Origin of the sequence: Corynebacterium halotolerans (genome assembly GCF_050107895.1) — a bacterium.
In the GTDB taxonomy this organism is placed as follows: domain Bacteria; phylum Actinomycetota; class Actinomycetes; order Mycobacteriales; family Mycobacteriaceae; genus Corynebacterium; species Corynebacterium halotolerans_B.
Map to the genome: position 1 here is coordinate 335,196 of NZ_JBNILW010000002.1, position 18,594 is coordinate 353,789.

16 protein-coding genes are annotated in these 18,594 nt (G+C 65.5%); 11 read left to right on the plus strand and 5 right to left on the minus strand.

Annotated features, from left to right (window positions below; translation table 11 throughout):
* Nucleotides 1-168 precede the first annotated feature (168 nt).
* The 3 genes from ACQCVD_RS03795 (at nucleotide 169) to ACQCVD_RS03805 (ending at nucleotide 3,158) form a co-directional block, all read left to right on the plus strand.
* The gene (locus ACQCVD_RS03795; RefSeq protein ID WP_426822365.1) at nucleotides 169-1,236 is read left to right on the plus strand and encodes an LLM class flavin-dependent oxidoreductase; all 1,068 of its coding nucleotides are present in this window, start codon (nucleotides 169-171) and stop codon (nucleotides 1,234-1,236) included.
* Between the two features lie 3 nt (nucleotides 1,237-1,239).
* Entirely contained in the window at nucleotides 1,240-1,935 is a 696-nt protein-coding gene (locus tag ACQCVD_RS03800) for an NUDIX hydrolase (RefSeq protein ID WP_426822367.1), read from the plus strand.
* 245 nt (nucleotides 1,936-2,180) lie between these two features.
* The gene (locus ACQCVD_RS03805; RefSeq protein ID WP_426822368.1) at nucleotides 2,181-3,158 is read left to right on the plus strand and encodes an arsenic resistance protein; all 978 of its coding nucleotides are present in this window, start codon (nucleotides 2,181-2,183) and stop codon (nucleotides 3,156-3,158) included.
* A gap of 137 nt (nucleotides 3,159-3,295) precedes the next feature.
* On the opposite strand, the gene ACQCVD_RS03810 is transcribed toward ACQCVD_RS03805, so the two are convergent.
* Together ACQCVD_RS03810 and ACQCVD_RS03815 are read right to left on the minus strand one after the other, a co-directional pair.
* Nucleotides 3,296-3,727, minus strand: a complete 432-nt coding sequence (locus ACQCVD_RS03810) for an OsmC family protein (protein WP_426822369.1) — start codon at nucleotides 3,725-3,727, stop codon at nucleotides 3,296-3,298.
* Between the two features lie 129 nt (nucleotides 3,728-3,856).
* Nucleotides 3,857-5,269: an MBL fold metallo-hydrolase gene (locus tag ACQCVD_RS03815; protein WP_426822370.1), complete on the minus strand. Its 1,413-nt coding sequence runs from the start codon at nucleotides 5,267-5,269 to the stop codon at nucleotides 3,857-3,859.
* Between the two features lie 590 nt (nucleotides 5,270-5,859).
* Here ACQCVD_RS03815 and ACQCVD_RS03820 point away from each other — a divergent pair.
* Both ACQCVD_RS03820 and ACQCVD_RS03825 read left to right on the plus strand, forming a co-directional pair.
* Entirely contained in the window at nucleotides 5,860-7,590 is a 1,731-nt protein-coding gene (locus ACQCVD_RS03820) for an ABC transporter ATP-binding protein (RefSeq protein WP_426822371.1), read from the plus strand.
* Entirely contained in the window at nucleotides 7,590-9,557 is a 1,968-nt protein-coding gene (locus ACQCVD_RS03825; RefSeq protein WP_426822372.1) for an ABC transporter ATP-binding protein, read from the plus strand. Before ACQCVD_RS03820 ends, ACQCVD_RS03825 begins: the two co-directional genes overlap by 1 nt.
* 110 nt (nucleotides 9,558-9,667) lie before the next feature.
* On the opposite strand, the gene ACQCVD_RS03830 is transcribed toward ACQCVD_RS03825, so the two are convergent.
* Nucleotides 9,668-11,581: an FAD-dependent monooxygenase gene (locus ACQCVD_RS03830; RefSeq protein WP_426822396.1), complete on the minus strand. Its 1,914-nt coding sequence runs from the start codon at nucleotides 11,579-11,581 to the stop codon at nucleotides 9,668-9,670.
* Nucleotides 11,582-12,013: 432 nt separating this feature from the next.
* On the opposite strand from ACQCVD_RS03830, the gene ACQCVD_RS03835 reads away from it, so the two are divergent.
* The 3 genes from ACQCVD_RS03835 to ACQCVD_RS03845 all read left to right on the plus strand — a co-directional run bounded on the left by ACQCVD_RS03835 (nucleotide 12,014) and on the right by ACQCVD_RS03845 (nucleotide 15,300).
* Nucleotides 12,014-12,223: a heavy-metal-associated domain-containing protein gene (locus ACQCVD_RS03835; RefSeq protein WP_426822373.1), complete on the plus strand. Its 210-nt coding sequence runs from the start codon at nucleotides 12,014-12,016 to the stop codon at nucleotides 12,221-12,223.
* A 181-nt stretch (nucleotides 12,224-12,404) separates the two neighbouring features.
* A complete protein-coding gene (locus tag ACQCVD_RS03840; protein ID WP_426822374.1) occupies nucleotides 12,405-14,741 on the plus strand; it encodes a heavy metal translocating P-type ATPase in 2,337 nt (778 codons plus the stop codon).
* Between the two features lie 199 nt (nucleotides 14,742-14,940).
* Complete coding sequence (locus tag ACQCVD_RS03845) at nucleotides 14,941-15,300, plus strand: metal-sensitive transcriptional regulator (protein WP_426822375.1); 360 nt, start codon at nucleotides 14,941-14,943, stop codon at nucleotides 15,298-15,300.
* Between the two features lie 111 nt (nucleotides 15,301-15,411).
* Here ACQCVD_RS03845 and ACQCVD_RS03850 read toward each other — a convergent pair whose 3' ends face one another.
* Nucleotides 15,412-15,876, minus strand: a complete 465-nt coding sequence (locus tag ACQCVD_RS03850) for an Lrp/AsnC family transcriptional regulator (protein WP_426822397.1) — start codon at nucleotides 15,874-15,876, stop codon at nucleotides 15,412-15,414.
* 80 nt (nucleotides 15,877-15,956) lie between these two features.
* On the opposite strand from ACQCVD_RS03850, the gene ACQCVD_RS03855 reads away from it, so the two are divergent.
* Complete coding sequence (locus ACQCVD_RS03855; RefSeq protein ID WP_426822376.1) at nucleotides 15,957-16,673, plus strand: AzlC family ABC transporter permease; 717 nt, start codon at nucleotides 15,957-15,959, stop codon at nucleotides 16,671-16,673.
* Nucleotides 16,666-16,989 (plus strand): branched-chain amino acid transporter permease, encoded by a 324-nt coding sequence (locus ACQCVD_RS03860; protein WP_426822377.1) that lies wholly within the window; start codon nucleotides 16,666-16,668, stop codon nucleotides 16,987-16,989. Before ACQCVD_RS03855 ends, ACQCVD_RS03860 begins: the two co-directional genes overlap by 8 nt.
* Nucleotides 16,990-17,602: 613 nt before the next feature.
* Here ACQCVD_RS03860 and ACQCVD_RS03865 read toward each other — a convergent pair.
* The gene (locus ACQCVD_RS03865) at nucleotides 17,603-18,079 is read right to left on the minus strand and encodes a GNAT family N-acetyltransferase (protein ID WP_426822378.1); all 477 of its coding nucleotides are present in this window, start codon (nucleotides 18,077-18,079) and stop codon (nucleotides 17,603-17,605) included.
* 168 nt (nucleotides 18,080-18,247) lie between these two features.
* On the opposite strand from ACQCVD_RS03865, the gene ACQCVD_RS03870 reads away from it, so the two are divergent.
* The coding region (locus ACQCVD_RS03870; RefSeq protein ID WP_426822379.1) for a transposase at nucleotides 18,248-18,594 on the plus strand (347 nt) is incomplete at its 3' end.

An 18,594-nucleotide genomic window follows, 5' to 3' on the forward strand; every position in this document is an offset into this window, starting at 1 on the left:
ACCCGACCCAGGTGTCCCCGGTTTTCTCCCCGGGCAGGGAGCCGGAACCACTGGTCAACCAACCACCCCCACACCCTCACGGGAAAGGAGTGGATATTCCATGACACATATTGCTAAGGTGATTGTCACGGAAACAACCGACTCTTACCGTGACAATTCAGGAGTGACATGAACCCCGTCCCCAACTCCGGCAACGCCCCCTTCGCGCTGTCGGTGCTCGATAACGCCCACACCGCCATCGGCCAGTCCGTCCAGGAGGCCTTCCAGGAGGTCATTAACCTGGCGCAGCTCTCAGAGCGCCGTGGCTACCACCGGTTCTGGATGTCCGAGCACCACAGCATGCCGGCCGCCGCGACGGCCTCCCCGCAGCTGATGCTGGCCCGGCTCATCGGCGAGACCTCGAAGATCCGGCTCGGCGCCGGCGGCGTCATGCTGCCCAACCATGCCCCGCTGGTCATCGCCGAGCACTTCGGCATGCTCGAGGCACTCGCCCCCGGCCGCATCGACCTGGGCGTCGGCCGCGCGCCCGGCACGGACCAGATGACCGCCGCCGCCCTGCGCCGCCATCATGAGGCCAATGACCACTTCCCCGCCCAGGTCGATGAGCTCGTCGGCTTCCTCAACGACGATTTCCCCGCGGGGCACCGGTACAGCAACGTCCACGCCGTGCCGGGACCGTGGCAGGCGGAGCAGAACCGGGTGCCGGACTCCGTCTCGATCCCGGACGTCTGGATCCTGGGGTCTTCGCCCTACTCGGCGCAGTTGGCGGGACAGCTCGGCCGCCCCTACGCCTTCGCCCTGCAGTTCGGCGACGCCGACGTGTCCCAGGCCATGGACCTGTACCGCCGGAGCTTCCGCCCCTCCCAGTACCTCGACGAGCCCTACTCGTTGATGAGCATCGGCGTCGTGGCCGATGACGACGCCGAGGAGGCGTACCGGCAGGCGCTGACCGCCGCCATGGCCATGCTGCGGATGCTCAAGCGCCAGTCCTACAGCCTGCTTCCCCCGGAGGAGGTGGAGGCCTACACCGGTTCGCTGCAGGAGAAGTACATCCTCGAGTCCTACATCCGCCGGTTCGTCAACGGCACCCCGGCCGACGTGGCCGCGGTCCTGGAGGAGTACCACCGACAGGCCCAGATCGATGAAATCATGCTGGTCACCATGGGCCAGTCGCGCCAGGCCCACGCGCGCACGGTGGACCTGATGGCCGACCACTACGGACTGCCGGAGCTGTAGCCCGTGGGAGAGGATGTCCGCCCCGGCCGCCCCGATCCGGGGCCGCAGGGTCCCGCTGGGCAGCTCGCGGGACTCCTCGCAGGACCCGGACGCTCCCCCTGGGGCTGGCCGGGACTGCCGCAGTCGGAGCCCGGCGAGGGCCCGGTGCTGCGCCGCAGCTCCGTGGTCGTGCTCGCCGGTAACATCGACGGCGACGTGGGCTTCCTGCTCCTCCGCCGCTCCCGCCGGATGCGCTTCCACCCCGGGGAGTTCGCCTTCCCCGGCGGTGGGGTGGAACCGGGGGAGACTCCGGTGCAGGCGGCGATCCGGGAATGCCGCGAGGAGACGGGGATCGTACTGACCCCGGACCACATCCTGGGCGCCTTGCCCGCCCTGACCGTCCAGGTCAGCGGCAACACCGTCACCCCGGTCCTGGCCTGGCTCGGGGACCAGGCCCGCGACTATCCGGCGCGGCAGTGGCTGGACCGGGAGACCGAGTCCACCCACTGGATCACCCGCGGCCACCTGGCCGATCCCGCACACCGCCTCACAGTAACGGACGAGCAGTGGTGGTCAGGTCCCGGGTTCTCGGTGGATGACGGATACGTGTGGGGCTTTACCGCGGTGGTGCTCGACTGGATCCTGACGGAGCTGTCCTGGAGCCGGCCTTGGGACAGCGCCCGCACCCACCGGGTACAGGACCCGGACCTGCGCCGATAACCCGCGCCGTTGTTCCGCCGCTCATGGTGGCGCAGGAACGGCGCCCCTGCACCAGGGCCGGAGACTCCGATAGCTCCGAGAGCCCGGACAGGGGCGCGGGTACCTTTGAACCTGCTGTCCTGGCTGAAGTTCCTGTGGCAACGCAGCGTTACCACGGACCGGCCAGGCCAATCGATGCTCCGCACCGCCTGGACCGCGGTGAGCTGCCCAGCCCCCGTCCACATGAATGAAGGAGTCCACTGACCGTGTCGCGTCTGGTTGCGTGGTGGGACAACTACCAGATCCCCCTGTATCTCATCAGCCTGGGCATCGGGGCCGCCATCGGCCTGACGGTTCCCGGCACGGCGCCCGCCTTTGAGGTGGCCATCAACCCCGTGCTGATGGTGCTGCTCTACGCCACCTTCCTGGGGGTGCCGCTGATCAGGTTGGGGCACGCGCTGCGTGACATCCGTTTCCTGGGCGGACTGACCGGCCTGAACTTCCTCGCCGTCCCCGTCGTGGTCTATGTGCTGTCCCGTTTCGTCGCCGATGACCGGGCCCTGTTGCTGGGTGTGCTGCTGGTGCTGCTGGCTCCGTGCATCGACTACGTGATCGTCTTCTCCGGTCTGGCCGGCGCCGCCCACGAGAAGCTGTTGGCCGCCGCGCCGTTGTTGATGCTGCTGCAGATGCTGTTGCTGCCGGTCTACCTGGGCCTGTTCGTCGGGCCGGAACTCTTCGACGTCCTCGACATCGCCCCGTTCGCCGAGGCCTTCCTCCTGCTGATCGTCACACCACTGGCCCTGGCGGCCCTCACCCAGTTCCTGGCCACCCGGCTCCGGCCCGCCCGGCAGGTCATGGCCCTGCTGGAGGCGTTGATGGTGCCGCTGATGATGCTCACGCTGACGGTCGTCGTCGCCTCCCAGATCGACGCCGTGCGTGCCGATCTCGGCTCACTGCTGCGGGTGATCCCGATCTACGTGGTGTTCCTGATCGTCATGGTCCCGCTCGGCGTCCTCACCGGACGGATGCTCAAGCAGGATGCGCGGGACACCCGGGCCACTGTCTTCTCCGGGGCCACCCGCAACTCCCTGGTGGTGCTCCCCCTGGCGCTGGCGCTGCCCGAAGTGCTCGCCCTGACAGCCGTCGTGGTGGTCACCCAGACGCTGGTGGAATTGGTCGGCATGGTCATCTACGTCCGGGTGATCCCGAAGCTGGCCCCCGGCAGGACACTGCCGGTGAGATAGGTCCCGCATCCTGCCCGCGTGATGGGGCGGGGCAGCACAAGGCCGCCGCCCCCAGTAGGAGCGGCGGCCTTACATCCAGCGGGAGTACCTGACGGGCCGCACCGGCCACTCATCCAGGCTTCTGCAGGCGGCGGGTCCTAGCTGTCCTTGCCCTGCACCTCAGTGGTGGCAGCCACCCCGTTGCCAAGGCTCCGCTTGACCGTGCACAGCTTGTCGATCAGACGGTCCGCCCGGTCAACCAGCTTGTCGCGCTGTTCCGAGTCGAGTTCCGACATATCCACGCTGAGTTGGGTGATGAGTTTTTCCACCCGGTTTTCTTCGGCGTTGTAGTCCGCGGCAACGGTGACGGCGGCATCGAAGTCCGGGCCGAGCTGGCTGGCCAGCTGTGCTTCCGCGGACAGCGAGGCGCAACCGGCGATGGCGGCCTGCAGCAGCTCGACCGGGGTGAAGACCCCTTCCGCGCCGGGCGCACCGATCTTCAGCTCTGCACCACCCATGCTGCGGACGGTGTAGGTGTTGGTACCGGTGTGCTCGGCAACCAGGTTCGGGATCGACACTTCATTGGCCATGAGACTCTCAACTTTCTGAATAGAACTGATTCTTCTCCATACACCCTACGGGGTAGGGGTATTTACGCAACCGCCCCAGGGGCCCTATGCCGGAAAATCTCGGCCCACGGTAGGGATCACCGCGCGGGGTTACTGAGCGACGGTTGCAGCGTCCTGCGCGTCCCGGTGGCTGCGCCAGCCGGGGTATGCCCCCAGCAGTTCAACCACGTCATACCCGGCGCGGCGCAACCCGCTGGCCGCGATGGAGCTGCGGGCACCGCTCTGGCAGTAGGCCACGATCGTGCCTTCCGCGGGGAGCTGATCCAGGTGCCACAGCACGCGGCCGCCGTGCAGCTGGGTGGCGCCGGGAATGGAGCCGGCGTCATACTCCCCCTTCGCCCGCACGTCGAGCAGCAGGGCTGACCCCAGGTCAGCGAGTCCGGCGGGGTCGATGGTCTTCGGGGTGGCCTGCGGCAGCCCCTCGATGCCGGTGACATAGCCCGCCACGTCATCGATGCCCACCCGCACGAGCTGGTCCCGGACACGCCGGGCAGACTGCTGGTCGGGAGCCAGCAGCACGAGGGGGCGGTCATCCTTCTCCGGGTCGACCACCCAGCCAGCGAAGGTGGCGATGGAACCGCCGGCGGGGATGTTCAGGGCGCCCGCGACCGTACCTGCATGCACGTCATCGAAGAAGCGCGTGTCCACGAAGGTCACCTCTCCAGCGGCCAGCTGCGCGGCAACCGTCTCGGCGTCCAGCTCGGGCAGCGCACCCCGTTCCCCCAGGATCGCTGGACCCCGGCGGTTCTGGTTCTTCATCCGGCCGAAGTAGGCCGGGGCGTCGGGCTGACCGTCGAGCAACTCAGCGATGAAGCCCTGCTCATCATCGTCCGCCAGGTAGCGGCCCCACCAGGAGTACAGCCGCTCATAGCCGACGGTGGTGGCCGGGACGGCCCCCAGGGACTTGCCGCAGGCCGAGCCGGCACCGTGCCCCGGGAGCACCTGAATGTGGTCAGGCAGGGTCAGGAACTTCTCCCGCAGGCTCCGAAACATCTGCTGGGCACCCTCGAAACGGGTGTCGACGCCGCCGGCGGCCTCATCCAGCAGGTCGGGCCGCCCCAGGTCCCCGGCAAACACGAAGTCCCCGGTCAGCATGTAGCCGGGCGCATCAGCGAAGGCGCCGTCCGTCACCAGGAACGAGAGGTGCTCCGGGGTGTGCCCCGGCGTGTGGACGGCGGTGATGGTGATGTTGCCGATGCGGATGTCATCGCCGTCATGCAGCCGCTCAGCGTCGAACTCATACTGCCAGTCCTGCCCACCCTCACCGGAGACATAGATATCAGCGCCGACAGCGGCAGCCAGTTCCCGGGTGCCAGACAGGTAATCGGCGTGGATGTGGGTCTCGGTCACGGCAGTGATCGTCATGCCGTTCTTCTCCGCCAGCGCGCGGTAGACATCGATATCGCGGGCGGGGTCCACCACCACGGCCGTGTTCTGCGCCTGACAGCCGATGAAATAGCTCGCCTGGGCCAGATCCTCGTCATAGATGCGCTCGATGAGCATGGTCTCTCCTTCATGGAAGTCTGGACTGCCGGAGACATCTTCCCCGGCCTTCATTACCAACATTAATACCCCAGGGGGTATTCATCAACCGTGCTGTCTGCGGGGAGCTGAACTACCTCGCACCAGCAGCCCGACACCGGCGGCCTGTGGCGACAGGGAGCTGAGGCCGGACTGTGACTGACGGCAGTGCTGCACCTTGCGCCGCTCACGGGATCCCCTCGGGCGAGTGGTTCCCGTTGCGGAATCGCCAGGCGGGCACGGGACGAGGGGCATCAAGCGATGCGGATATCGTGGCCGGATCAGGAGATTGTTGCGCCCATGATGGATCCTCTTGGACCGGGGGAATTGAACTGCAGAAGAGCTTTATTCTTCCTGTTCAGACGTTCATGTGCCGTTTTCTCACCCCGTCGAAACCCGGACCATGTGGGTGAATCCGGGGAAGGCCCGCAAGCCCAGTAGGACGCGGCGTTCCGCACTCGCGGAACCACACCCTCTGCCAGGGCAAAACCGGGAAAAATACCGGTGTCCAGCACCGGTGATAGCGTTACTTCGACATTGTTGGCATTCTCCTCCACCGAAAAGGACATGACGTGGAACTAATCCGGCTCCTGACCCAGAGGTCGCGGCCGTATCTCGGCGCGCTCATCGCCATCGTGATCATGCAGACCATCACCACCATGGCCACGCTCTTCCTGCCCTCACTCAACGCCCGCATCATCGACGAGGGCGTCGCCCAAGGCGACATCCCCTTCATCTGGCGCATCGGCGGGCTCATGCTCGGTGTCGCTTTCCTCCAGGTCATCTCCGCAGCCATCGCGGTGTGGTTCGGGTCCCGTACCGCCATGGGTGTCGGGCGTGACATCCGCGAGCGGGTCTTCGGCCGAGTGTCCAGCTTCTCCGCGGAAGACAACGCGCACTTCGGCTCCGCGACCTTGATCACCCGCGGCACCAACGACGTGCAGCAGGTTCAGATGGTCTTCCTCATGTTCCTCAACTTCATGGTGACCGTGCCGATCATGATGATCGGTGGCGTAGTCATGGCGGTGCGCGAGGACCCGGGTCTGTCCTGGCTCGTGCTCGTGTCCGTGCTCGTGCTTCTGGTCATCGTCGGCGGACTCATCGGCGGCCTGCTGCCCCTCTTTCGGACGATGCAGACCAAGATCGACCGCATCAACGGCATTCTCCGTGAGCAGATCACCGGCATCCGCGTGATCCGCGCCTTCACCCGTGAGGAGCACGAATCGCAGCGTTTCGACGCCGCCAACCTCGACCTGACCAGGCTCAGCCTGCGGATCGGCAACCTGTTCGTGTTGATGTTCCCCATCATCATGCTGGTGCTCAACGTCGCGACGGGCGCGGTGCTGTGGTTCGGCGGGCACCGTGTCGACGCCGGCAACGTCGAGGTCGGCGCCCTCACCGCTTTCCTGCAGTACCTGCTGCAGATTCTCGCGGCCGTCATGATGGGAGCGTTCATGGCCATGATGCTGCCCCGGGCGATGGTGTGCGCCCGCCGCATCGTCGAGGTCCTGGGATATGAGCCGTCGATAAGCGAACCGACCGAGCCCGTCACCCCCGAACGGCGCGAGGGCGTCGTCGAGTTCGACGACGTCTCCTTCACCTACCCCGGCGCCGACGCCCCGGTGCTCGACGCCGTCACGTTCCGTACCCGGCCGGGTGAGGTCACCGCCATCATCGGCGCGACCGGCTCCGGCAAGTCGACGCTGCTCAACCTCGTACCGCGGCTGTTCCTGCCGACGGCGGGCGACGTGCTCATCGACGGCGTACCCACCTCCCGGCTGCCGCGCGAGGCGATCACCGAGCGCGTCTCGATGGTCCCGCAGAAGCCGTATCTCTTCTCCGGCACCGTGGCGACCAACCTGCGCATGGCCGACCCGGAGGCGACCGACGATCAGCTGTGGGAGGCGCTCGAGATCGCCCAGGCGGGCTTCGTCAGCCGGCACGAGGAGGGCCTTGACATGCCCATCTCCCAGGGCGGCACCAACGTCTCCGGCGGCCAACGCCAGCGCCTGTGCATCGCCCGCATGCTCGTCGCCGAACCCGACGTGTACCTGTTCGACGACTCCTTCTCCGCCCTCGACATGGTCACCGACGCCAATCTGCGCAGGGCGCTCCGGCCCCGGTTCGCGGACGCTGCGGTGATCATCGTCGCCCAACGCGTCTCCTCCATCATCGACGCCGACCAGATCCTCGTCATGGAAGGCGGGCGGATCGTCGCCCGTGGCACCCACACCGAACTCGTCGATTCGTCGGCCACCTACCAGGAAATCGTCCACTCCCAGATGGCGGAGGACCTTAACTAATGGCCACGAACAAACCCACTCCCCTCGATGAGATGACCGAGGAAGAACTCCTCGAACTCGAAGAAAAGGTCGGCGGCGACCAGTGGTCCGGCGCCGCGCCACGCTCGGCCAAGAACTTCTGGCCCTCGGCCAAACGACTGCTCGGCCTGCTCGGCTCCTTCAAGGGCGTGATGGTCTTCATCACCCTGCTCGTGGTGTTCAGCGTGCTGCTCAACGTCTACGCACCCCGGGTCATGGGCCGCGCGATGGACGTCATCTTCAACGGCGCGATCGGCAGTCAGCTGCCGGCAGGTCTCAGCCAGGAGCAGGTCATCGAGCAGCTGCGCGCCGCCGGCGAAAACACGTTCGCCGACACCCTCTCCGGCATGAGCGTGGTGCCCGGTGAGGGCATCAACTTCACCGCCCTGGGCCAGCTGATCCTCATCGTCATCGCCCTCTACGTCGGTGCGTCGGTGTTCATGTGGTTGCAGGGCTTCCTGCTCAACCGCATCGTCATGCGCGTGATCTACCAGCTACGCGTCGACGTCGAGGCCAAGCTCAACCGCCTGCCGCTGAGCTACTTCGACCGCGGCCAGCGCGGTGACATCCTCTCCCGCACCACCAATGACGTGGACAACGTCCAGCAGGCCCTTCAGCAGGCGCTGGCCCAGGCCCTGCAGTCAGTGCTCATGATCATCGGCATCACCGTCATGATGTTCACCGTGTCCTGGCAGCTGGCGCTGGTGGCCCTGCTGGCGATCCCGCTGACCGGCGTGGTCATCGGTGTCATCGGCACCCGCTCGCAGGCGCAGTTCAAGCAGCAGTGGCGCTCCACCGGCCTGCTCAACGGGCACATCGAGGAAACCTTCTCGGGCCACGAGGTCATCACCATCTTCGGCCGCGCCGACACCGCGACCGCAGAGTTCGAGGTGCGTAACGAGGGCCTGTTCCGCTCCTCTGCGCTGGCCCAGTTCCTCTCCGGTCTGATGATGCCGATCATGCAGTTCATCTCCTACCTGTCCTACGTCGCCATCGCCGTCCTCGGCGGCCTGCGCGTGACCAGCGGGACCATGACCCTCGGTGAGGCGACGGCGTTCATCCAGTACGCCCGCCAGTTCAACCAGCCGCTCGCCGAACTCGGCGGCATGATGCAGATGGTGCAGTCCGGCGTCGCCTCCGCTGAGCGCGTCTTCGAGTTTCTCGACGCCGACGAGCAGACCCCCGACACCGGCGTCGCCTCGGTCGAGGGCCGGGCCCGCGGCCTCGTCGAGTTCCAGGACGTCGACTTCTCCTACACCGATGAGCCCCTCATCGAGGACTTGAGCCTGCGCGTGCAACCCGGCCAGACCGCCGCGATCGTCGGCCCGACCGGCGCCGGCAAGACCACGCTGGTCAACCTCATCATGCGGTTCTACGAGCTTGATAGCGGCCGCATCCTCCTCGACGGCGTCGACACCGCCGACATGACCCGCGAACAGCTGCGCTCCCAGGTCGGCATGGTGCTGCAGGATGCGGTCCTCTTCGAGGGCACCATCATGGACAACATCCGCTACGGCCGCCTCGACGCCACGGACGCCGAGGTCATCGCCGCAGCGAAGGCAACCTACGTGGACCGTTTCGTCCACGCGCTTCCCGACGGCTACGACACCGTCATCGACCAGTCCGGCGGCTCCCTGTCCGCCGGCGAGCGCCAGCTGGTCACCATCGCGCGCGCCTTCCTCTCCCAGCCGGCGCTGCTCATCCTCGACGAGGCGACCTCGAGCGTGGACACGCGCACCGAGGTGCTGGTCCAGAAGGCGATGGCTGCGCTGCGGAGCGAACGGACGTCGTTCGTCATCGCTCACCGTCTCTCAACGATCAGGGACTCGGATCTCATCCTCGTGATGGAGTCCGGCCGCATCGTCGAATCCGGCACCCACGACGAACTCCTGGCGGCTGAGGGCGCCTACTGGCGACTGCACCAGTCGCAGTTCTCCGGGGAGGATTAGGTCCGGCGTCTTCACCCTGCCCGCCCCACGCCCAGCTCAGCGGCGGAGGTGTTCTTCCGCCGCTGAGTTCTGGTTTCCCGTTGCCGGGTCCCGGCGCGGGCGCATAGAGCCTACTTCTGGGCCGCGGCCGGGGCCTTCGCCGGGAGGAGGACGCCGTCGAAGAACTGCTGTAGTTCCGCGGTGGCCTCGAGGGGAAGAACGGTGGAAACGTACTGGTCGGGGCGGACAACGACGACCGCACCGTCGCGGCTGATGCCGCGGGCGTCAAAGATGTCGTCGCTGAGCGGGGACCAGATGTTCTCCAGGTTCTGCAGCTTGTGCGGGCCGACTAGCGGGATGAACACCTCGGGGACGTCGAAGACGTCGTAGTCGTGGTAGTGCTGCTGGTAGATCACGTGGATGTCGAACACGGCGTTCTCGCTGCCACCCCCGGGGGTGTACCGGCGCAGCGGAGAGTCCGGGTTGTTCTGCATCCACTCGGCCCAGGTGCGGACCTTGGAGTCCTCGGCCGGAGCCGGGGAGTCGGCGAACACGTAGATGCGCCAGCGGCCGTCGGCATCGTGTTCGTGGCCGATGTGCCTGTCATTAGCGTCACAGCGGCGCATCGCCTCGTGGGACCGGAACCGGCGGCCGATCGGGAAGCCCACCGCCAGATCCTGGTGCGTGGTACCGGTGGTGATCTGGTTTTCCCCGTACTCCGTGAGCATGCCGGCGGTGAATTCCTCGGCGGCCACGTAGGATTCCTCGACCGCGTTCGGGTTGTCCAGTTCCTCCGGCGGGGTGGCCATCAGGGTGGACCATTCGCGGTCGAAGTTGATCAGGTTCTCCGCGGCCGGCTGCCGCTCGCTGTGGTAGGTGCGCAGCAGAGATGTCGGGGCCTGGCCGGAGGCGACCTGCCCCAGTTTCCAGCCGAGGTTGAAGCCGTCCTGCAGTGAGACATTCATGCCTTGGCCGGCCTTGGCGGAGTGGGTGTGGCAGGCGTCGCCGGCGAGGAAGACGTGGGGGACGGCGTCCATGGGAGCGTTGGCCGGGAGGTCGTCGAAGGAATCGACGAGCCGGTGGCTGACCTCGTACACGGAGCTCCACGCCACCTCTTTGACGTCCACGTGGTACGGCCGGAGAATCTCGTTCGCCTTGGCGATGATGTCCTCAACGGGCGTGTTGCGGATCGCGCGGTTGTCATCCTCCGGGACGTCGCCCAGGTCGACGTACATGCGGAACAGGTAGCCGCCTTCGCGCGGGATCAGCAGGATCGACCCCGCCTGGGAGTGGATCGCACTCTTGGTGCGGATATCCGGGAAGTCGGTGGTGGCGGTGACATCCATGACGCCCCACGCGTGATCCGACTGGCTGCCGTCCAGGGAACGACCGATGGACCGACGCACGCGCGAGCCGGCGCCGTCGCCGCCGACCACGTACCTGGCACGCACGGTGCGGACCCCGTCATCTCCTGCGCCTGAGGACTTGAGGCGGACGGTGACCGGGTAGTCCTCGGTCTCGGGGTCGTCCGCGATCTCCAGGTCGATGAACTCCCAGCCGTAGTCCGGGGCCATCCGGGACGGGGACTGGGCCATGAAGCGGGTGAAGTAGTCCAGCACGCGGGCCTGGTTCACGATCACGTGCGGGAACTCGGAGACGCCGTGTTCATCGTCCAGTGGCCGCGCCGTGCGGACAATGCGCTCGGGGTTCTGCGGGTCGGGGTTCCAGAAGGTCGCCTCGGTCAGGGTGAAGGCCTCCTCCTGAAGTTCGTTGGCGAAGTTGAAGGCCTGGAAGGTCTCCAGCGACCGGGACTGGATGCCGTCTGCCTGGCCGACCTCAAGACGTCCCCCGCGTTTTTCAATGATGCGGGTGTGCACGTCAGGGAACATGGACAGCTGGGCGGCGGTGATCATGCCGGCCGGCCCGGTGCCGACAACCAGGACATCCATCTCGTCGGGGAGCTCTTCGGGGCGGTCGAGGCCGACGCCTGCGGCCGGAAGCAGCTTGGGATCTTCCGAGACATACCCGTGGTGGTGGTACTGCAATGTATCCTCATCTGTCCTTCGGGGCACGTTGGTGATCAGTTCTCCACATTCCCTGCCCCGTGACGGTGTAAAAGTTTTCTATAAGGGTTAACTGACTAGTCCCGGAGCAATTGTAGTGGTGGGGGTAGTCGAGGAACCTTGCCTGTTGGCCACGCCACTTCCTGTCGGCGCCGCCACCGGATCATGTGCCCCTCACCGTGCGATGAAAACTTTCGGTAGCGCCGCTGGCCTCCGGGCGGAGTGGCCTGGTGGATCTGTCCCTGATGTTCTCACCGAAGTTCTCCCCTGCTGCCCCAAGTGACCGGCCAGCCGGCAGACTCCCTGCCAGCACGCCGAGGAAGACGCTTGATTTATACCCTTAGGGGGTATAGGTTCAAGGACGTCGGGGCACCCCACATACGCCCCACCCCAATCCTCAACGAAAGGACCACCATGGCAGCGAACACCAAGGAATACACCGTCGATGGCATGACCTGCGGCCACTGCGAAATGTCCGTAAAGGAGGAGGTCGGCGAGATCAGCGGCGTCACCGGCGTCGAAGCCTCCCACGAAACCGGCAAGGTCTCCGTCTCCGGCGAGGACTTCACCGACGAGCAGGTGGCGGCCGCCGTCGAGGAAGCCGGCTACGCCCTCAAGGCCTAAAACACCCCACCGGCCCGGCCCCGCCACTCCCGGCGGGGCCGGGCCGCTCTTTTCCCCATCGCACACTCCGAGACACCCACCCTTGCCACATACCCCTAGGGGGTATATCATGGGGATAGAAGCTTCACTGACTGTCCACGTACGCATTCATCGCACTCGTTGATTGAAGGAATGATCACTGATGACCCAGACTCACCTACCGGTGGACCTGCTCCAGGTCGACCTCGGCGTGACCGGCATGACATGCACGTCGTGCTCGGGGCGGGTGGAGCGCAAGCTCAACAAGCTCGACGGTGTGGAAGCCACCGTCAACTACGCCACCGAGTCCGCCACCATCTCCTATGACCCGGGCAAGGTCGACCCCGACAAGCTCATCGACACCGTGCGCGGTGCCGGCTATGACGCCTTCACCATGGGCTCCCAGGATGATGAGGTCACCGACCAGGACCCCGAGGAAAGCGGTTCCGCCGGTCAGCCGGATCAGCGGGAGACGGCCCGGGAGCGTGAGGCCGCCGATCTCAAGCACCGACTGATCATCTCGGCCATCCTGACCGTTCCGGTCGTGTTGCTGAGCATGGTTCCGGCGCTGCAGTTCACCAACTGGCAGTGGGCCGTGCTGACCATGGTCACCCCGATCTTCTTCTGGGGTGGGGCGCCGTTCCACAAGGCCACCCTGGTCAACCTGCGCCACGGCTCCTTCACCATGGACACCCTGGTCACCCTCGGCACCACCGCCGCCTACCTGTGGTCCCTGTGGGCACTGTTCATCGGCAATGCCGGCATGCCCGGCATGACCATGGAGATGCACCTGCTGCCGTCCAACTCCACCATGGACGAGATCTACCTGGAGACCGCCGCCGTGGTGATCTCCTTCCTGCTGCTGGGCCGCTGGTTCGAGACCAGGGCCAAGGGCCAGTCCTCTGAGGCACTGCGCAAGCTGCTGGACATGGGCGCCAAGGACGCCGCGGTCCTCCGCGACGGCGCGGAGGTGCGCGTCCCGGTCAACCAGCTCAAGGTCGGCGATGTCTTCGTGGTCCGCCCGGGCGAGAAGATCGCCATCGACGGCGTGGTCACCGAGGGCACCTCCGCCGTTGACGAATCAATGCTCACCGGTGAGTCCGTGCCGGTGGAGGTCACCACCGGCTCCACGGTCACCGGCGCGACGATGAACACCTCCGGCCGCCTGCTGGTCGAGGTCACCCGCACCGGGGAGAACACCACGCTCTCACAGATGGCCAAGCTGGTCACCGAGGCCCAGGGCAAGAAGGCCCCGGTCCAGCGCCTGGTGGACCGCATCTCCCAGATCTTCGTTCCCACGGTCATCATCATCGCGGTCCTGACCCTGCTGGTCCACCTCTTCGTGGTGGGTGCCGGGCTGGCTCCGGCCTTCACCGCGGCGGTGGCCGTGCTCATCATCGCCTGCCCGTGTGCCCTGGGCCTGGCCACTCCGACCGCCCTGCTGGTCGGTACCGGCCGGGGCGCCCAGATGGGCCTGCTCCTCAAGGGCCCGGAGGTCCTGGAGTCCACCAAGAAGGTCGACACCATCGTCATGGACAAGACCGGCACCGTCACCTCCGGCGTCATGTCCGTCAGCCAGGTCACCCCGGCCGCCGGCTTCGAGCGCTCGGACGTCCTGGTCAAGGCCGCCGCTGTGGAGGCCGCTTCCGAGCACCCGATCGCCCAGGCCATCGCCCGCGAGGGGGCACGGTCCACCGCCCTGCCCGAGGTCACCGACTTCGCCAACACCGCGGGCCGGGGCGTCACCGGCACCGTCGACGGCGCCGTGGTCACCGTCGGCCGCCCGGCAGGCGAGCTGCCCGCGGCTCTGCAGGCCGCCTTCACCGCCGCCCAGAACCAGGGGGGCACCCCGGTGGTCGTGCAGATCGACGGTGCAAACGCCGGCGTGATCACCGTGCGTGACACCGTCAAGCCCACCTCCGCGGAGGCGGTGGCCGGGCTGAAGGAACTGGGCCTGACCCCGTGGCTGCTCACCGGTGACAACGCCGGTGCCGCCAAGGCCGTGGCCGCCGAGGTCGGCATCGACCCGGCCAACGTGATCGCCGAGGTCATGCCCGATGACAAGGTCACCCAGATCGAGAAGCTCCAGGCCCAGGGCCGAAACGTCGCGATGGTCGGCGACGGCGTCAACGACGCCGCGGCACTGGCCAGCGCCGAACTCGGCCTGGCCATGGGCGCCGGCACCGACGTCGCCATCGAAGCCTCCGACATCACGCTGATGAACAACGACCTACGCTCCGCGGTGGATGCCATCCGGCTCTCGCGCCGCACCCTGGGCACGATCAAGGGCAACCTGTTCTGGGCCTTCGCCTATAACGTGGCGTTGATCCCCGTCGCCGCGATCGGCCTGCTCAACCCCATGCTGGCCGGCATCGCGATGGCATTCTCCAGCGTGTTCGTGGTCAGCAACTCCCTGCGCCTGCGGGGCTTCAAGTCCAGCCACAACGCCACCGCCGCCCAGCCCCGGGAGGCGGAGCAGCGGGAACCGGCCAACGCCTGACCGCCCCGTCCTGACTCCTCGAAAAGAAAAGAGCTGCCATGTCTGATTGCGGCTGTGGCTGCGGGAACACCGAAGCCACCGGCGTCCAGGAACTGACCCTGGATCCGCCACCCCACCGTCCCACCACCCGGTCCCCCAGGTGACGCCGGTCCCGGATACCGGAGCCGGCCCCAGACCAAGGAACACAAAGGAGTCACTCATGAATCCGTCCCCCGCCGTCCCCGACACCACGATCTCCACCCCGGAAGCCGAATCCTGCGAGTGCTGCGGAAGCGGTCACCAGCACGGCTACATCCAGGACAAGGACCGTTACCAGGCCCGCCTCAAGCGCATCGAGGGTCAGGTCCGGGGGATCCACCGCATGGTGGACGAGGACCAGTACTGCATCGACATCCTCACCCAGGTCAGCGCCGTGAACTCCGCTCTCCGCAACGTCGCGCTCAGCCTGCTCGACGACCATATGCGCCACTGCGTGCGCGACGCCGTCAAGCAGGGTGACGAGGCCGCCGACATCAAGTTCCAGGAAGTGGCCGACGCCATGGCCCGCTTCGCCCGCTGAGGATCCTCAGCCCCGCATCCGGAGCAGCCGTGCCGCCACCGGCGGTGCGGCTGCTCCGGATTTCCGATTCTTCCTGGATGGCCCATTAACCAGCCATTGAAAAACGATCGTTCACGCGACATCTGGGCCAAAGGCAGAGGCCGGGGATTTCAGCTTCTTCATCGGGAACCGGGAGGACACTCTCGCGATACCTGGGATGGTCAACACCTGCTCGGTAAGGAATGATTCGTAGGCAGTGAGATCCGCGGTGGCGATGTGGGCGTAGTAGTCCGGGGTACCGAACAGACGGTGGAGTTCAGTGACCTCGGCAAAGCCAGTCATCGTGGTCTCGAAGTTATCCACGCTCTCACGGTCATAGACCGCCAGGTCAATCTCGAGGATGACGGTGAATCCCTGATCCAGCGCCACGGGCTCCACCACCGCCTGGTATCCTCGGATGACCCCCTGGTCCTCCAGTCTGCGCACCCTGCGCAGGCAGGGCGCGGGAGTCAGGTTCACCCGCTCTGCGAGCGCAAGGTTGGACAACCGACCGTCCTGCTGAAGGTGACGGATTATTGCTCGATCAATCTCATCCAGTCTCATAAATTGCATTCTAGCTCTGTGTCCTACCTAAAGTAGCAACCTATTTCACCGTAGATGCTGGGATAATTGCTGGTGTGATTAATAAAACGAAAGAACGGGTGGGGCGGGACGTCACCTGGCGTTCCGAAATGATGACAGGAGTGCGGCTATCCCTGGCCGCGGGATTAGGCATGTACCCCCTGGGGGTCGCCTTCGGGTTACTGGTGGTTCAGGCAGGGCTGCCGTGGTGGGTGGCACCTGCACTGTCTATCGCCGGGTTTGCCGGCTCCCTGGAACTGCTGCTGGTGGGCATGATGACGGCGGGGGCGTCCCTGGCGGCGATCGCGTTGACGACCTTCCTGGTGAACTTCCGACACGTCTTCTACGCCTTCTCATTCCCCCTGCGGGTGGTCGGCAACAAAGCTGCCCGCGCTTACTCGGTCTACGCGCTGACCGACGAGGCCTACGCCGTCACGGCCGCTGCCCCGGGGAAGTGGAGCAGCTGGCGGTTGCTGTCGATGCAGATCGCGTTCCAGTGCTACTGGGTCGGCGGTGGTCTCACCGGTGTCCTGGTCGCCTCTCTGCTGCCAGGTCCCGTCGAAGGTCTCGACTTCGCCCTGTGTGCGCTGTTTGTGACCCTGACCCTCGACGCGTGCCGCACCCGCCGGCAGCTCCCCTCCCTGCTCCTGGCGTCCCTGGCGTTCACTACCGCACTTCTGCTGGTGCCCGGTTCCGCGATGTTCGTCGGGTTGTTGATCTTCGTCGCTGCGCTCACCGGCCGGTACCTGCTCGGCATCGTGGACAATGTCTGAGACCGGTTACCTCATCGCGGTGCTGGTCATCGTGTTCACCATCACCCTGGCCCTGCGGGCGGTCCCCTTCGCCATCCTGACACCACTGCGTGAATCCCAGTTCGTGACCACGATGGCGGCCTGGATGCCGGCTGGCATTCTCGCGATTCTCGCCGCCTCCACCTTCACCGGTAGCGCCACCAGTCCTGCCCATCTCATCAAGGCCCTCATCGCCGTGGCCGTCACCGCGGGAGTGCACCTCATCTTTAAGCGACGAACCCTCCTTAGCGTCGGGCTCGGCACCCTGACCTTCATCGCACTAGTCAACCTACTGTGAGCTGTTGAGACCAGTGTCTGCGCTTATCTTTCCGAACACCGAGAGCGCCCACCATCACTCCTCCTACATTGGGCCGTCAGAACCGTGCCACTAAATACCCCTCCCAAACAATCCCTGCCCTCTGTTGCACCCACAGTTGGCAGGGATGTTTTCTACCATGCATAATCCGGTGATTGCACTTCGTCGGCGTGCGATGCCGAGATCGCCTCCCGGTGGCCGTACGGCAAGGTCCCTTCCGGGAAGATCGAAGGAAAAAGATAGGGGAAAGCGATCGCAAGAACGGAGACCAGGATCGAAACCTACCCCGCGCAAGGCGCCTGCGTTTCCTGGTCACGAGCCCGCCCCTTCTCCCCGCTCCAACTCCGCGTTAACTGAACGGGTCACAGAGCCCGGAGTTAAAGCACGTGGCAATCGCGAGGGATGCGGTTATTTCAGTCTTGATGTTCACGCAGGGCAGCTTGGGCTGATTCTGGGGCCCGGTTTCCTCACCTGCCGGACCTGTGGCTTCCCGCAACGGCAGGAATGCACTTCCGACATGGTGGCCAGGTGATCCTCTTCGGCAGAAGCACCACTCGCAGCACCAATGGCACGGTGCGAAAGCCGGGAACGTTTTCTAGTTCAGGTCCTTCAGATACCACGCGTCCATGGCGGAGTGATCAGAACCGGGGAGGGGCTCGGGAAGAAGCGTGAAATCATACTTCTCGTACAAAATGCAGGCCGCCTCTAATTCATGCATGGTTTCCAGATAGCACTGCTCATAATGCCTGGAGGCAAACGACAGAGCTTCGTCCATGAGCTTCCTGGACAGCCCCACACCTTGCGCCTCCGGGATCAGATACAGTTTCTGGAGCTCACATACGGTGCCGCTTTCGCCATACGGCGCAATACCAACCCCGCCGACCACTTCCCCCTCCACCTCTGCCACCCAGTAGTTTGCGTGGTTGAACCGGTTGTAATATTGGCGCAGTTCACCGAGTTGAGGGTCGAAATATGCCGATCCGGGAATCGCCAGACCGTGTGACTTCAGCGATTCCTTGATGATCGCTTCCACTCGTGCATTATCTTCTTTTTTCATTTCCCGGATGATCATTTACGCCCTTAACATATTCCGCGGAGTGGCGGTCAGATACCTTCTGCCACAGAAGCGGCTTAGAGATTGCGCGGATAGGTGGGCCAGGACGGGGCTATGACATAGGGCAAGCACGAGGCCTGGTACATAGGAATTCGACCAAGAATTCACCATCATCCAGGAGCACTCGTGCCTGCTGTTCCAGCATCTATCATCGACCCCATCTGGCGCCAGTTCGCCGCCCTGATCCCGCCGGTGAGCGATACTCACCCGCTGGGATGTCACCGCCCGCGGATCGCCGCCCGGATCGTCTTCGACAAGCTCATCCAGGTCCTCGTCCTGGGCGCCTCCTACGCCAAGATCGCTGATTCCACGTGCTCGGCGAGCACGTTGCGCACCCGCCGGGACGAGTGGATCACCGCCGGTATCTTTGATGAGTTGGAGCAGATCTGTCTGGAATCTTATGACCGTATCGTCGGCCTCGACCTGGACAACATCAGCGTCGACGGGTGCATCGTCAAAGCCCCCTGCGGCGG

Bases quoted from the DNA above. Each gene is read 5' to 3' on its own strand.
- ACQCVD_RS03815 (WP_426822370.1), bottom strand. From the start codon at position 5,269: ATGCTCATCGAGCGCATCTATGACGAGGATCTGGCCCAGGCGAGCTAT.
- ACQCVD_RS03865 (WP_426822378.1), bottom strand. From the start codon at position 18,079: ATGATCATCCGGGAAATGAAAAAAGAAGATAATGCACGAGTGGAAGCG.
- ACQCVD_RS03845 (WP_426822375.1), top strand. From the start codon at position 14,941: ATGAATCCGTCCCCCGCCGTCCCCGACACCACGATCTCCACCCCGGAA.
- ACQCVD_RS03795 (WP_426822365.1), top strand. From the start codon at position 169: ATGAACCCCGTCCCCAACTCCGGCAACGCCCCCTTCGCGCTGTCGGTG.
- ACQCVD_RS03840 (WP_426822374.1), top strand. From the start codon at position 12,405: ATGACCCAGACTCACCTACCGGTGGACCTGCTCCAGGTCGACCTCGGC.
- ACQCVD_RS03810 (WP_426822369.1), bottom strand. From the start codon at position 3,727: ATGGCCAATGAAGTGTCGATCCCGAACCTGGTTGCCGAGCACACCGGT.
- ACQCVD_RS03835 (WP_426822373.1), top strand. From the start codon at position 12,014: ATGGCAGCGAACACCAAGGAATACACCGTCGATGGCATGACCTGCGGC.
- ACQCVD_RS03825 (WP_426822372.1), top strand. From the start codon at position 7,590: ATGGCCACGAACAAACCCACTCCCCTCGATGAGATGACCGAGGAAGAA.
- ACQCVD_RS03860 (WP_426822377.1), top strand. From the start codon at position 16,666: ATGTCTGAGACCGGTTACCTCATCGCGGTGCTGGTCATCGTGTTCACC.